Raw genomic sequence first — 14,811 nt, forward strand, 5'->3', positions numbered from 1 at the left:
CGAGCGGGCAGGGCGTTCAGCTGACGACCGCGATCACAGGCGTGTGGTCGGACGGCTGTTCCCACGTGCGCGGCACGCGATCGACCTCGCACGACGTGCAGGTTTCGGCGAGCGCGGGCGACAGCAGGATGTGGTCGATGCGCAGCCCCGCGTTGCGGCGGAACGCGAACATCCGGTAGTCCCACCACGTGAAGGTCTTCTCGGGCTGCTCGAAGCGGCGGAACGCATCGACGAAGCCGAGTTCGATCAGCTTCGCGAAGTGCGCGCGCTCCTGGGGCGACACGAGGTTCTGGCCTTCCCATTTCGCCGGGTCGTGCACGTCGCGGTCTTCCGGCGCGATGTTGTAGTCGCCGAGCAGCGCGAGCTTCGGGTAGCGCTGCATCTCGGTGCCCAGCCACGCGTGCAGCGCGTCGAGCCACTGCATCTTGTAGACGAACTTGTCGGAGTCGGGTGCCTGGCCGTTCGGGAAATACGCGGACACGATGCGCACGCCTTCGACCGTCACGGCGACCACGCGCTGCTGCGCGTCGTCGAAGCCGGGGATGTTGCGCACGACGTCCGATTCGTCGACGGCGAGCGTGTCGCGCGCGAGGATCGCGACGCCGTTGTAGGTCTTCTGGCCCGCGAACCAGCTGCGGTAGCCGATCGCTTCGAGATCGGCGCGCGGATATTTCTCATCCGGCAGCTTCAGTTCCTGCAGGCACAGCACGTCGGTTCCGCTTTGCGCGAGCCAGTCGAGCACGTGCTGCTTGCGGACGTTGAGCGAGTTGACGTTCCAAGTTGCGATTTTCATGAACGGGAATGCGTGCGGGGTGAATGCGAAGGCCGCCATCTTACCGCGAGCACGGGGCGCGAACGCGCGCGACACACGATGCGAAGCCGGTGCCGTGCGTGTCGATATCGACGGCCTGCGAAGAATTTGTGACAAAAGTATTGACGTGAGTGCTTCATCACCCTATAATTTATTTCTCTGACGCGGGGTGGAGCAGTCTGGCAGCTCGTCGGGCTCATAACCCGAAGGTCGTAGGTTCAAATCCTACCCCCGCAACCAAGCACACCAGACGATGTGCAGCGCAAGTGACCGATGCGCGCTTCGTCGACAGGAACCCGGCCCCGTGCCGGGTTTTTTGTTTTCAGCCCGCCGCCCACTCGACCGCCGCCTTCGCATGCAGCGCGGTCGTATCGAATACCGGCAGCGGCACATCGTCCGCGCCGATCAGCAGCGTGATTTCCGTACAGCCGAGTATCACCGCCTGCGCGCCGCGTTTCGCCAGTTCCCCGATGATCGACACGTAGGTCGCGCGCGACCCGGCATCGATCACGCCATGACACAGCTCGTCGTAGATGATCCGGTGCACGTCGTTGCGTGCGGATTCGTCCGGCACCAGTACGTCGAGGCCGAACTTGTCGCGCAGGCGCTCCGCATAGAACGGCAGCTCCATCGTGTAGCGCGTGCCGAGCAGCGCGACGCGCTCGACGCCCGCGGCGCGCAGCGCGGCGCCGGTCGGATCGGCGATGTGCAGGAACGGCAGCGATACGGCGGCCTCGATCGCGCCGTGCACGCGGTGCATCGTGTTGGTCGTCAGCACGACGAGATCGGCGCCGGCCGCTTCGAGCCGACGCGCGGCATCGGCCATCCGTTCGCCGAGCGCCGCCCAGTCCTGCGCGCGCTGCAGCGCTTCGATCTCCGCGAAATCCACCGTGACCAGCACGCTCTTCGCGTTGTGATGGCCGCCGTGCAGCGCCTTCGAATGGCGATTGATCATCCGGTAGTACTCGGCCGACGATTCCCAGCTCATCCCGCCGATGAGTCCGATCGTTTTCATCCGTCACCTGTGCGTTTCATATGTCGTGGCAGACGAGTATAGGGGCCGGCCCGGGCGCGCGGCGGTACGATCCGCGCGAAGCGGACCGGTACGGCATTGCCGGTCGGGGGTGGCCGGCGAGCGGGCGGAGGCGATCCGAGGCGGTCCGGCTGCGCCGGGCGTCGGCCGAACGCGGCAGCACGCGACAGTTGAAACGGGCACTGTGTTTTTGTACAGTATCGGCACCGTGAATCCGACCATCATCCCGCCTGCCGATCCGCGCGGGTCGCCGCCCGGCGACGCGCCGTCGCGCGTGCGCAAGATCATCCACTGCGACTGCGACTGCTTTTACGCGTCGGTCGAGATGCGCGACGACCCGTCGCTGCGCAACCGGCCGCTCGCCGTCGGCGGCCGGCCCGACCAGCGCGGCGTGATCGCGACCTGCAACTACGAGGCGCGGCGCTACGGCGTGCATTCCGCGATGTCGTCGGCGCTCGCGATGCGCAAGTGTCCGGACCTGCTGATCCTGCCGTCCGCGATGGACAAGTACCGTGCGGCGTCGCGGCAGATCATGGCGATCTATCGCGACTACACGCACGACGTCGAGCCGCTGTCGCTCGACGAGGCGTACCTCGACGTCAGCGGTTCGCAGCTGTGCCAGGGCAGCGCCACGCTGATTGCGCGGGAGATTCGCCAGCGCGTGTACGACACGGTCGGCGTGACGGTGTCGGCGGGTGTCGCGCCGAACAAGTTCATCGCGAAGATCGCGTCCGACTGGAACAAGCCCGACGGCCTGTTCGTCGTGCGGCCGCATGAGGTCGATGCGTTCGTCGCGGCGCTGCCGGTGCGCAAGCTGCACGGCGTCGGCCAGGTGACGGCCGCGCGGCTCGACCGGCTCGGCATCCAGACCTGCGCGCAGTTGCGCGGCTGGTCGCTGATCGACCTGCATCGCGAGTTCGGTGCGTTCGGCCGGCGGCTGTACCAGCTGGCGCGCGGCATCGACGAGCGGCCGGTGCGGGCCGACCAGGAGCGCAAGTCGGTCAGCGTCGAGACGACCTACGTGACCGACCTGACGACGCTCGAGCAATGCGCGGACGAGATCCGCCGCCTCGTCGTGCAGCTCGACGCGCGCATCGCGCGCGCCGGCGCGGCCCGCACGATCCGCAAGCTTTACGTGAAGATCCGCTTCGCCGATTTCCAGCGTACGACGGTCGAGTGCGTGGCCGACGCGACGAACGCGCAGACGGCCGTCACGCTGCTCGCGAAGGGGCTGCAACGGCGCGCGCAGGCCGTGCGGTTGCTCGGCGTGGGCGTGCGCATCGACGAGGACACGGCCGAACGTCACGGGCAGTTTTCGCTGTTCGATGACGATGGGGACGATGGGGACGATGCGGACGAGGGGGCTGATACTGACGCCGCTGCCGCTGCCGCTGCCGCTGCCGCTGCCGCTGCCGCTGCCGCTGCCAACGCCAACGCCAACGCCAACGCCAACGCGGCAACCGACGCAACCGACCCGAACGACGTGAACGGCGCGAACGAGGCGAACGAGGCGAACACCGCCAACGACAAACCTCCCACGCCATGAAAAAAGGCACCGCAGCAGCGGTGCCTTTCCACGCAACCGGACAAGCCGGACAGCGCGCGCTCAGTGCGCGGGCGAGGCCATCCCGTTGTGACGCAGCAGCGCGTCGATTTCCGGCTCGCGGCCGCGGAACGCCTTGAACGAATCCATCGCCGGCCGGCTGCCGCCGACTTCGAGGATTTCGCGGCGATAGCGCGTGCCGGTCGCCGCGTCGAGCACGCTGCCGCTGGCGGCGGCCGCTTCCTCGAACGCCGCATACGCGTCGGCCGACAGCACCTCGGCCCACTTGTAGCTGTAGTAGCCGGCCGCATAGCCGCCCGCGAAGATGTGGCTGAACGTGTTCGGCCAGCGCGAGAACGCGGCCTGCGGGATCACGTGGTAGCGCTCGTTGATCTCGCGCGCGAACGCATTCACGCCGGTCGTGCCGGCCGGGTCGAAGTCGACGTGCAGCAGCATGTCGAACATCGAGAACACGATCTGGCGCAGCGTGCCGAGGCCGCTCTGGAAGTTCTTCGCGGCGATCATCTTGTCGAACAGCTCGCGCGGCAGCGCGGCGCCCGTATCGACGTGCGACGACATCGACGACAGCACGTCCCATTCCCAGCAGAAATTCTCCATGAACTGCGACGGCAGCTCGACCGCATCCCATTCGACGCCGTTGATGCCCGACACGCCGAGCTCGTCGACGCGCGTGAGCATGTGATGCAGCCCGTGGCCGAATTCATGGAACAGCGTGATGACCTCGTCGTGCGTGAAGCAGGCGGGCTTGCCGCCGACGGGTGCCGAGAAGTTGCAGGTCAGGTACGCGACCGGCGTCTGCACGGCGTCGCCGCGCTTGGCGCGCGCACGCGCATCGTCCATCCACGCGCCGCCGCGCTTGCCTTCGCGTGCGTACAGGTCGAGATAGAACTGCGCGACGAGCGAGCCGTCGCGGTTCTCCACGCGGAAGAAGCGCACGTCCTTGTGCCACACCGGCGCGTCGTCCGGCTTGATCCGCACGCCGAACAGCGTTTCGGTGACGTTGAACAGGCCCTTCAGCACGGCCGGTTCCGGGAAGTACTGCTTGACCTCGTTTTCCGAGAACGCGTAGCGCTGCTGACGCAGCCGCTCGGCCGCGAACGCGACGTCCCACGGGGCGAGCTCGGTCAGGCCGAGTTCCTTCGCGGCGAACGCGCGCAGTTCGTCCCAGTCCTTGTCCGCGTGCGGACGCGCGCGCGTCGCGAGATCCTCGAGGAACGCGATCACCTGTTGCGGCGATTCGGCCATCTTCGGCGCGAGCGACACTTCGGCGAAGTTGCGGTAGCCGAGCATCTGCGCCTCTTCGCGGCGCAGCTTAAGCTCGTCCGCGACGATCGCCGTGTTGTCCCACTCGGCCTTGCCGCCGCCGTATTGCGGCCCGAGTTCGGACGCGCGCGTCGCATACGCGCGGTACAGCGTCTCGCGCATCGCACGGTTCTCGGCGTACTGCAGCACCGGGAAGTAGGACGGAAAGTGCAGCGTGAACTTCCAGCCTTCCTTGCCTTCCTTCTGCGCGGCCTCGCGGGCCGCTTCGATCGCGTCGCCCGGCAGGCCGGCCAGCTCGGCTTCGTCCTGCGCGAAATACGCATACGCGTTGGTCGCGTCGAGCACGTGGTCGGAGAACGCCTTCGACAGCGCGGCCTGCTGCTCCTGCAGTTCCGCGAAACGCGGCTTCTGATCCTCGGGCAGCTCGGCGCCCGACAGGCGGAAATCGCGCAGGGCGTTGTCGAGGATTTTCTTGCGCTCGGCGGACAGCGTCGCGTAGTCGGCGCTCGCGGCGATCGCCTTGTACTTCTCGTACAGCGCGAGGTTCTGGCCGACGCTCGACCAGAATTCGGTCACGCGCGGCAGGTTTTCGCCGTACGCGGCGCGCAGCTCCGGCGTATCGGCGACCGCGTTCAGGTGGCCGACGACGCCCCATGCGCGCCCGAGCGGCTCCGTCGCCTGCTCGACCGTCTCGACGATCGCGGTCCAGGTCGCCGGCGTCGCGGGTGCGCTCGCCGTGTCGACCGCGCGGTTGGCGGCCTCGAGCAGCGTGTCGAGCGCGGGCGTCACGTGTTCCGGACGAATCTCGCCGAAGCGGGGCAGGCCGGAGAAATCGAGGAGCGGATTGGTATTGGCGCTGGCGGACATTAAGACTCCCTGTCTGTTGCCGGATGAACCGGGGTGAAAAGGGTGAGGCGCGATGCGGCGGCGCCCGATATCGACATTATTGGGGCGCATCGCGCGCTTTCCAATCGTTAGTTTCTAACGAGGCGATTGGCGGTGCGCGACGCGGAGCCGGAAAGGGTCGAAAGGGGCGGAATGAAGCGGAGCGCGGCAGTGTGGCAGGGCGCTGACGCGGCCGCGACGGGCGGCCGGCGGGACGCCGGCGCACGCATGCGCGCCGGCTGGACGGGCGAGAGGGGCGAAGGCGCTCAGGCGGCCGCGGCGGCGCGCTCGGCGGCTTCGATCGTGTTGATCAGCAGCATCGTGATGGTCATCGGGCCGACGCCGCCCGGCACCGGCGTGATGTGGCCGGCGACTTCCTTCACGCCGGCGAAGTCGACGTCGCCGCACAGCTTGCCCGCATCGTCGCGGTTCATGCCGACGTCGATCACCGTCGCACCCGGCTTGACCATGTCCGCCGTCAGGATGTTGCGCTTGCCGACCGCGGCGACCACGACGTCCGCCTGGCGCGTGTGCGCGGCGAGGTCGCGCGTCTTGCTGTGGCAGATCGTCACGGTCGCGCCGGCTTCGAGCAGCAGCATCGCCATCGGCTTGCCGACGATGTTCGAGCGGCCGATCACGACGGCGTTGGCGCCTTGCAGCGGGATGCCGTGCGCTTCGAACATCTTCATTACGCCGTACGGCGTGCACGGGCGGAACAGCGGCTTGCCCGTCATCAGTGCGCCGGCGTTCGCGACGTGGAAACCGTCGACGTCCTTCTCCGGCGCGATCGCCTCGATCACCTTGTGGCTGTCGATGTGCGCGGGCAGCGGCAGCTGGACCAGGATGCCGTGGATCTTCGGGTCGCGGTTCAGTTCATCGATGCGCGCGAGCAGGTCGGCTTCCGACAGCGTGTCCGGATACGCATCCTTCTGCGAGAAGAAGCCGTTGTCCTCGCACGCCTTGATCTTGTTGCGCACGTAGACTTCGCTCGCCGGGTTGGCGCCGACGAGGATCACCGCGAGGCCGGGCTGGTGGCCGCGTGCGGTCAGGGCGGCGGCGCGTTCGGCGGCCTGCGCGCGCAAGGTCTTCGAGAGGGCGTTGCCGTCGATGAGGAGGGCTGTCATGGTGGTGGTCCTGCCGGGAAGTTGGAATGCGGGCGTACGGCGCGCGAAGCGCCGCAGCAAAACACGGAATTATACCGGTCGCCTGCCGTCGTCCGACAGCGAATACAAGGAAAGCGTCATGGCGGCGGTGCCGGCGCCCCGGAGGCGGCGCCGTGCCGTGCCGCGCGAGTGGGCCGCATCGCGCGGCGCGGCGGTGCGCCGCGGCAGGCGCCCGGCGGCCGCGCGCAACGTTCAGGCCTGCTTCTTCGACAGCGCGAGGCGCAGCAGATCGGCGACCGTGTTGACGTTGAGCTTTTCCATGATGTTCGCGCGGTGCGCTTCGACCGTCTTGATGCTGATCCCGAGATCGTCGGCGATCTGCTTGTTCAGGCGGCCGGCGATGATCCGCTCGAGCACCTGCTGCTCGCGCGCGGTCAGCTTCGACAGGCGCTCGCTCGCGGCGCGCTGTTCCTGGACGCTCTTGCTTTCGCTTCGGGCCTTGTCGAGCATCCGCTCGACGAGCTTGCGCAGCTCGGCCTCGTCGAACGGTTTCTCGATAAAGTCCATCGCACCCTTTTTCATCGTCGACACGGCCATCGGCACGTCGCCGTGGCCCGTGACGAAGATGATCGGCAGCGCGGCGTTGTCGGCGATCAGGCGCTCCTGCAGCTCGAGGCCGCTCATGCCCGACATCCGCACGTCGAGGATCAGGCAGGCGATCTGGCCGGCCTGCTGCGCCGGCTGGTACGCATCGAGGAACTGCTCGGCGCTCGAGAAACATTGCACGCGATAGCCGTTCGCCTCCAGCAGCCAGCGCAGCGAGTCCCGTACGGCTTCGTCGTCGTCGACGACGAAGACAGTTTCCTGAGTGGTGGTGACAGGGCTATTCATAGTTCTCCCGTAACGGTATGTGATGCCGATGCCTCGCGCCCCCCTTGGCCGAGATCAGCGGGTTCCCCAATGGGCAGGCTGCAGTGGAATGTCGCGCCGGAAATGCGGCCGTCCGGTTCGACATTGTTGACCACCCACAGACGCCCCCGATGCGATTCGATGATCGAACGGCAGATGTTCAGCCCCATGCCCATGCCGTCGGACTTGGTGCTGTAAAACGGTTCGAACAGGCGTTCGGCGGTCGCTTCGTCGACGCCCGGACCCTGGTCGATCACGCGGATGTCGACGAAACCCGCATCGATGTCGGCGACGACGCGGATCACGCCGTCCGCCGACGCCGGCTTCACGTCGGCCATCGCCTCGGCCGCGTTCTTCATCAGGTTCACGAGCACCTGCTCGATCAGCACGGGGTCGACATAAATAATAGGCATTCTTGCGAGGATTTCCGTGACGATCCGGATCCTGCGCTTCCTGGCCTCGATTTCGGCGAGCCCGACTGCGTCGGCGACGATGTCCGCGACCCGCGCCGGCTGGCGCTTCGGCTCGCTGCGCTTCACGAATTCGCGGATCCGCTTGACGATCATCCCCGCGCGCAGCGCCTGCTGCGCGGTCTTTTCCAGCGCGGGCTGCAGCGTCTCGGGCGTGCCGCGGCCGCTTTTCACGAGCGCGAGCGTGCCCGAGCAATAGTTGTTGATCGCGGCGAGCGGCTGATTCAATTCGTGCGCAATCGACGACGCCATTTCACCCATCGTCATCAATCGGCTCGTGAACTGCAGCTTCTCTTCCTGCTGGTGCGCGAGTTCCTGCGCCTTCTTGCGGGTCGTGATGTCGGTCGCGATCTGCATCTGCGCGAGGTGGCCGTCCACCCACTGGATGTACTGGCGGCGCACCTCGAACCACTTCTGGATGCTCTCGACGTACACCTCCTGCGCGTCTGCAGTGCTGCTCGTCAGCGCGGCGGCCGGCAGGCCCGCGAACGCATCGACCATGTCGATCGAGTCGGACGACGCCTGCGCGCGGTCGAAGCCGCCGCCCGACAGCTCGAGGTGGCCGTCCGGGCGGATCCCGAACAGGTGGCGGTAGTAGCGGTTCGCGAACAGCAGCTCGGCTTCGTCGGCGGCCAGCACCGATACCGCGGCGTCGAGGCTTTCGAGCACCGTCGTGAAGCGCTCGTGCGCGGCCGCGAGTTCCTCGCGCGCGCGCTTCGGCTCGGTGATGTCGGTCATCGACGACATCCAGCCGGTCTGGCGGCCGGAGCTGTCGATCAGCGGCGAAACGTAGAGGCGCGCATGGAACAGCGTGCCGTTCTTGCGCCGCACGCGCAGCTCGAAGCCCGAGCTCGGTGCCTTGCCGCGCAGCGTCATGTCGAGCTGGCGCTGCATTTCGGGATACGAGTCGCGCGGCCAGTAGGGGAACGGTGCGACCTTGCCGACGAGGTCGGTTTCGTCCCAGCCCGTCATCCGGCAGAACGCGGGGTTCACGTGCGTGATGCGGCCGTGCATGTCGAGCACGCGCATGCCGATCAGCACCGAATTCTCCATCGCGCGGCGGAAGAACGCCTCCGCATACAGCGCCTGCTGTGCCTCGAAGCGCTGGCGCGTGTGCTTCCACAGGCTCCAGAGGCTCCACAGCACGAAGCACGACAGGCCGGCCACGAGCCACACGAGCGTGTTGTTGGTCAGGTTCGTGAGCTGCGGGAACGCGTACACGCGCACGGTCAGCCCCTGGCCGGGCGGGTCGAGCGGCAGGTCGTAGTGGGAGTCGCGCGGCAGGCGCGGGCGCGTCGACGTGGACGACAGCTCGCGGTTGTTCGAGTCGGTAATCGAGATCTTGTACTTCGACGACAGCTCCTGCGGGATGTCGTGCTTCAGGATCCCTTCGACCGAGAACACCGCGGCGAGCGCGCCGAGATATTCGCGGTCGCCGCGCATCACGGGCGTCTGCAGCGTGATGAAGCCGTTGCCGAAGTCGTCGTAGATCAGCGGCGAATAGGCCTGGCGGCGCGTGCTGCGCGCTTCGTCGTACGCGCCGCGCACGGCGTCCTGCATCTGCGCGTCGCCGGGTTTCGCGAGCCGCTGGCCGAGCAGCGGCGGATGCACGGTCGGCCAGCGCTGCACGCCGGGCGCGGTGTACCAGTTCAGATAGAGGATTTCCGGATGCGTCTGCATCACGTCCGCGACGGCCATCTGGAATGCGTTCTGGTCGAGGCGGCCGGACGCGAGATCGCGCGACAGCGCCTGCAGCTGCTCCTGCGCGCCAGTCATCGACAGGCGGATCTGCTGCTGCGCCCACGCGACGTTACGGAACAGGGTGTCTTCCTGCTGCTGCTGTTCGCGGCGATTGAGGCTCCATAGAATGAGGCTCATCACCACGAGGAACACGAGGATCGACAGCAGCGGCGTCAGCAAATAGGAATTGGACCACCACGGTCCGTGGTGCCAGCGGGACGGCTGCGACTCCGCCGGCGGGCCCGACGGTCGCGCCGAGCGTGCGAAAAGCCGATCGGTCAACATGGCAGGATTGTAGCGCAGCGCAATACATGGAAAACCTATACCGGATATGTTGAACGGAAACGGATTTATGCCCGCGGCGCGTGCCGGAGAGGCCCGCCGCAAGGGTGCAGCGCAGCAATATTCCGCATTACGAGAAAAGATCTCATAATTCGAAAATTCTGTTGCGCGGGGCCGGCGACGCTCATTACAATCCGTCGGAGCTTGCCGCAGGCCGCGCCGCGTCGTCTGCACGAGAGCGATCCTCACATTCCAGGACCCAGGAGACGAGAATGTCCGCTGTACCGAACGAAGTGATGAAATATGTCGCCGCCGAACGTGACGACGACCCGCAAGAAACCGTTGAATGGCTCGAGTCGCTCGACGGCGTGATCTCCTCGGTGGGCACCGGCCGCGCGCATTACCTGATCGAAAAGCAGATCGAGTTCGCCCGCATGCACGGCGAACACCTGCCGTTCTCCGCCAACACCCCGTACATCAACACGATCCCGGTCGAAGCCCAGGCGAAGATTCCGGGCGACCAGGACCTCGAGCACCGCATCCGTTCGTACACGCGCTGGAACGCGCTGGCGATGGTGCTGCGCGCCGGCAAGGACACGAACGTCGGCGGCCACATCGCGTCGTTCGCATCGGCCGCGACGCTCTATGACGTCGGCTACAACCACTTCTGGCACGCGGCGTCCGACCAGCATGGCGGCGATCTCGTGTTCGTGCAGGGCCACTCGTCGCCGGGCGTGTACTCGCGCGCGTTCCTGCTCGGCCGCCTGTCGGAAGAGCAGCTCGACAACTTCCGCCAGGAAGTCGACGGCAAGGGCATCTCGTCGTACCCGCATCCGTGGCTGATGCCGGACTTCTGGCAGTTCCCGACGGTGTCGATGGGTCTCGGCCCGATCATGGCGATCTACCAGGCACGCTTCATGAAGTACCTGGAATCGCGCGGCATCGCGAAGACCGCCGGCCGCAAGGTCTGGGCGTTCCTCGGCGACGGCGAGACCGACGAGCCGGAATCGCTCGGCGCGATCGGCATGGCGAGCCGCGAGAAGCTCGACAACCTCGTGTTCGTGATCAACTGCAACCTGCAGCGTCTCGACGGCCCGGTGCGCGGCAACGGCAAGATCATCCAGGAACTGGAATCGGAATTCCGCGGCGCCGGCTGGAACGTGATCAAGGTCATCTGGGGCAGCCGCTGGGATGCGCTGTTCGCACGCGACAAGACGGGCGCGCTGATGCGCCGCATGATGGAAGTCGTCGACGGCGAATACCAGACGTACAAGTCGGAGTCGGGCGCGTTCGTGCGCGAGCACTTCTTCAACACGCCTGAACTGAAGGCGCTCGTCGCCGACTGGTCGGACGACGACATCTGGGCGCTGAACCGCGGCGGCCACGATCCGCACAAGATCTACGCGGCGTTCCACGAAGCGACCAACACGAAGGGCGCGCCGACCGTCATCCTCGCGAAGACCATCAAGGGCTACGGGATGGGCGAGTCGGGCCAGGCGATGAACATCACGCACCAGCAGAAGAAGCTGCCGGTCGAGCAACTGAAGAAGTTCCGTGACCAGTTCCGCCTGCCGATCACCGACGAGCAGATCGCCGACGTGCCGTACCTGAAGTTCGAGGAAGGCTCGAAGGAACTCGAATACATGCGCCAGAAGCGCATGGACCTCGGCGGCTACCTGCCGCATCGCCGCGAGAAGGCGACGTCGCTGCCGGTGCCGGCACTCGACGCATTCGAGCCGCTGCTGAAGGGCACGGGCGAAGGCCGCGAGATCTCGACGACGATGGCGTTCGTGCGGATCCTGAACATCCTGCTGAAGGACAAGGCGCTCGGCAAGCGCGTCGTGCCGATCGTCCCGGACGAATCGCGTACGTTCGGCATGGAAGGCCTGTTCCGCCAGATCGGTATCTGGAACCAGGAAGGCCAGAAGTACGTGCCGGAAGATTCCGACCAGCTGATGTTCTACAAGGAATCGGAAACCGGCCAGATCCTGCAGGAAGGCATCAACGAAGCGGGCGGCATGTGCGACTGGATCGCGGCGGCGACGTCGTATTCGACGCACGGCGAGATCATGGTGCCGTTCTACATCTTCTATTCGATGTTCGGCTTCCAGCGGATCGGCGACCTGGCATGGGCGGCGGGCGACATGCGCTCGCGCGGCTTCCTGCTCGGCGGCACCGCGGGCCGCACGACGCTGAACGGCGAAGGCCTGCAGCACGAAGACGGTCACTCGCTCCTGTGGGCCGCCTCGGTGCCGAACTGCATCAGCTACGACCCGACGTTCGGCTACGAACTCGCGGTGATCGTCCAGGACGGCCTGCGCCGCATGGTGCAGGAGCAGGAAGACGTGTACTACTACATCACGGTGATGAACGAGAACTACGAGCACCCGGCGATTCCGCAGGGCGAGCACGTGGCGGCCGACATCATCAAGGGCATGTACGCGTTCAAGAAGGCCGACGCGGACGCGAAGGCGCCGCGCGTGCAATTGCTCGGCGCGGGCACGATCTTCAACGAAGTGATCGCTGCCGCCGACCTGCTGAAGAACGACTGGGGCGTCGCGGCCGACCTGTGGAGCGTGCCGAGCTTCACCGAACTCGCGCGTGAAGGCCACGAGATCGAGCGCTGGAACCTGCTCCATCCGACCGAGGAGCGTCGCCTGTCGCACGTGCAGAAGTGCCTGAAGGACACGCAGGGTCCGGTCATCGCATCGACCGACTACGTGCGCGCGCTGGTCGACCAGATCCGCGGCCAGATCGATCGCCGCTTCGTCGTGCTGGGCACGGACGGCTTCGGTCGTTCGGACACCCGCGAGAAGCTGCGTCACTTCTTCGAAGTCGACCGTCACTGGGTCACCGTCGCCGCGCTGAACGCGCTGGCCGACGAAGGCACGATCGAGCGCAAGGTGGTCGCGGACGCGATTGCCAAGTACAACCTCGATCCGTCCAAGCCCAACCCGATGACCGTTTAACGCACACGCGCCGTGTGATGCCGCGCGCCGCTTCCGGGAGGGGCGCGCGCGGCCATGGAGACACAAAAAGATGAGTCAAGCGATCGAAGTGAAGGTGCCGGATATCGGCGATTACAAGGACGTGCCCGTCATCGAGGTGCTCGTGAAGGTGGGTGACACGGTCGAGCCCGAGCAGTCGCTCGTCACGCTCGAGTCGGACAAGGCGACGATGGACGTCCCGAGCCCGGCAGCCGGCACGGTCAAGGAAGTGAAGATCAAGGTGGGCGATTCCGTGTCGGAAGGCTCGCTGATCGTCCTGCTCGAAGGCGGCGCCGCGGCGCAGGTGAACGGTGCGGCCGCGCCGGCAGCAGCCCCGGCTCCGGCGGCAGCGCCCGCACCGGCACCGGCTGCAGCCGCGCCGGCTGCCGCGCCGGCAGCGTCGGGCGGCACGCTCGAGGTGAAGGTGCCCGACATCGGCGACTACAAGGACGTCCCGGTGATCGAGATCGGCGTGAAGGTCGGCGACACGGTCGAGAAGGAGCAGTCGCTCGTCACGCTCGAGTCCGACAAGGCGACGATGGACGTGCCGAGCCCGGCCGCCGGCGTCGTGAAGGAAATCAAGGTCAAGGTGGGCGATTCGGTGTCCGAAGGCACGCTGATCGTGCTGCTCGACGCCGCTGGCGGCGCGCCTGCCGCCGCGCCGCAGGCGAGCGCACGGCTCCGGCCGCTGCCGCGCCGGCACCCGCCGCCGCACCGGCACCCGCGAAGGCTGCGCCGGCTCCGGCTGCTGCTGCCGCGCGCCGCCGCCAGCGTCGGGCGAGTACCGCGCGAGCCACGCATCGCCGTCCGTGCGCAAGTTCGCGCGCGAACTCGGCGTGGAGGTCGCACGCGTGCAGGGTAGCGGTCCGAAGGGCCGCATCACGAAGGAAGACATCACCGGCTTCGTGAAGGGCGTGATGACGGGCCAGCGCGCGGCACCGGCCGCGGCAGCCGCGCCGGCAGGCGGCGGCGAGCTGAACCTGCTGCCGTGGCCGAAGGTCGACTTCTCGAAGTTCGGCCCGTTCGAGGCGAAGCCGCTGTCGCGCATCAAGAAGATCTCGGGCGCGAACCTGCATCGCAACTGGGTGATGATCCCGCACGTCACGAACAACGACGAAGCGGACATCACCGAGCTCGAAGCGCTGCGCGTGCAGCTGAACAAAGAGCACGAGAAGGCGGGCGTGAAGTTCACGATGCTCGCGTTCGTGATCAAGGCGGTCGTCGCCGCGCTGAAGAAGTTCCCGACCTTCAACGCGAGCCTCGACGGCGACAACCTGGTGTTCAAGCAGTACTACCACGTCGGTTTTGCCGCGGACACGCCGAACGGCCTCGTCGTGCCGGTGATCCGCGACGCGGACAAGAAGGGCCTCGTCGACATCGCGAAGGAAATGGCCGAGTTGTCGAAGGCCGCGCGCGACGGCAAGCTGAAGCCGGACCAGATGCAGGGCGGCTGCTTCTCGATCTCGTCGCTCGGCGGGATCGGCGGCACCAACTTCACGCCGATCATCAACGCGCCGGAAGTCGCGATCCTCGGGTTGTCGCGCGGGCAGATGAAGCCGGTGTGGGACGGCAAGCAGTTCGTGCCTCGGCTCACGCTGCCGCTGTCGCTGTCGTATGACCATCGCGTCATCGATGGCGCGGAAGCCGCGCGGTTCAATGCGTATCTCGGCGCGTTGCTGGCCGATTTCCGTCGCATCATTCTTTGATGAGCTGAGGGTTTTCGCAGGGGCGTGGGTTCCATGTCGGTGATCCATGCCCCGTCGT

At 66.7% G+C, this 14,811-nt stretch carries 8 protein-coding genes, 1 tRNA gene and 2 pseudogenes; 5 read left to right on the plus strand and 6 right to left on the minus strand.

Going from position 1 to position 14,811, the window contains the following annotated elements; genetic code table 11:
* Positions 1-16: 16 nt before the first annotated feature.
* Positions 17-793: an exodeoxyribonuclease III gene (xth, locus tag PL79_RS17795; protein ID WP_193759854.1), complete on the minus strand. Its 777-nt coding sequence runs from the start codon at positions 791-793 to the stop codon at positions 17-19.
* A 181-nt stretch (positions 794-974) separates the two neighbouring features.
* Between xth and PL79_RS17800 the strand changes: the two genes are divergently transcribed.
* Positions 975-1,051: transfer RNA gene (locus PL79_RS17800), tRNA-Met, on the plus strand.
* An 82-nt stretch (positions 1,052-1,133) separates the two neighbouring features.
* Here the strand turns inward: PL79_RS17800 and PL79_RS17805 are convergent.
* Positions 1,134-1,826: an aspartate/glutamate racemase family protein gene (locus PL79_RS17805; RefSeq protein WP_044849110.1), complete on the minus strand. Its 693-nt coding sequence runs from the start codon at positions 1,824-1,826 to the stop codon at positions 1,134-1,136.
* A gap of 202 nt (positions 1,827-2,028) precedes the next feature.
* On the opposite strand from PL79_RS17805, the gene dinB reads away from it, so the two are divergent.
* Complete coding sequence (gene dinB / locus PL79_RS17810) at positions 2,029-3,390, plus strand: DNA polymerase IV (RefSeq protein WP_082088772.1); 1,362 nt, start codon at positions 2,029-2,031, stop codon at positions 3,388-3,390.
* Positions 3,391-3,450: 60 nt separating this feature from the next.
* Here the strand turns inward: dinB and PL79_RS17815 are convergent, their stop codons facing one another.
* From PL79_RS17815 to fixL, 4 genes are all read right to left on the minus strand, one after another.
* Positions 3,451-5,538 carry a M3 family metallopeptidase gene (locus PL79_RS17815; protein ID WP_044849111.1) on the minus strand — a complete coding sequence of 696 codons (2,088 nt, stop codon included), beginning with the start codon at positions 5,536-5,538 and terminating at the stop codon, positions 3,451-3,453.
* Between the two features lie 284 nt (positions 5,539-5,822).
* Positions 5,823-6,680 (minus strand): bifunctional methylenetetrahydrofolate dehydrogenase/methenyltetrahydrofolate cyclohydrolase FolD, encoded by an 858-nt coding sequence (folD, locus tag PL79_RS17820; RefSeq protein ID WP_044849112.1) that lies wholly within the window; start codon positions 6,678-6,680, stop codon positions 5,823-5,825.
* A 231-nt stretch (positions 6,681-6,911) separates the two neighbouring features.
* Positions 6,912-7,550 carry an oxygen response regulator transcription factor FixJ gene (gene fixJ / locus PL79_RS17825; RefSeq protein ID WP_006493245.1) on the minus strand — a complete coding sequence of 213 codons (639 nt, stop codon included), beginning with the start codon at positions 7,548-7,550 and terminating at the stop codon, positions 6,912-6,914.
* A complete protein-coding gene (gene fixL, locus PL79_RS17830; protein WP_044849250.1) occupies positions 7,547-10,063 on the minus strand; it encodes an oxygen sensor histidine kinase FixL in 2,517 nt (838 codons plus the stop codon). Before fixL ends, fixJ begins: the two co-directional genes overlap by 4 nt.
* Here fixL and PL79_RS37190 point away from each other — a divergent pair.
* From PL79_RS37190 to aceF, 3 genes and pseudogenes are all read left to right on the plus strand, one after another.
* Positions 9,983-10,200: pseudogene (locus PL79_RS37190) on the plus strand (hypothetical protein); the annotation flags it as partial. The gene fixL and the pseudogene PL79_RS37190 overlap by 81 nt on opposite strands.
* A 132-nt stretch (positions 10,201-10,332) precedes the next feature.
* Positions 10,333-13,029: a pyruvate dehydrogenase (acetyl-transferring), homodimeric type gene (gene aceE / locus PL79_RS17840; RefSeq protein WP_044849249.1), complete on the plus strand. Its 2,697-nt coding sequence runs from the start codon at positions 10,333-10,335 to the stop codon at positions 13,027-13,029.
* A gap of 70 nt (positions 13,030-13,099) precedes the next feature.
* A pseudogene (gene aceF, locus PL79_RS17845) lies at positions 13,100-14,753 on the plus strand (dihydrolipoyllysine-residue acetyltransferase).
* The last annotated feature ends 58 nt before the right edge of the window (positions 14,754-14,811 follow it).

The organism is Burkholderia sp. USMB20 (assembly GCF_000949135.2).
Taxonomy (GTDB): domain Bacteria; phylum Pseudomonadota; class Gammaproteobacteria; order Burkholderiales; family Burkholderiaceae; genus Burkholderia.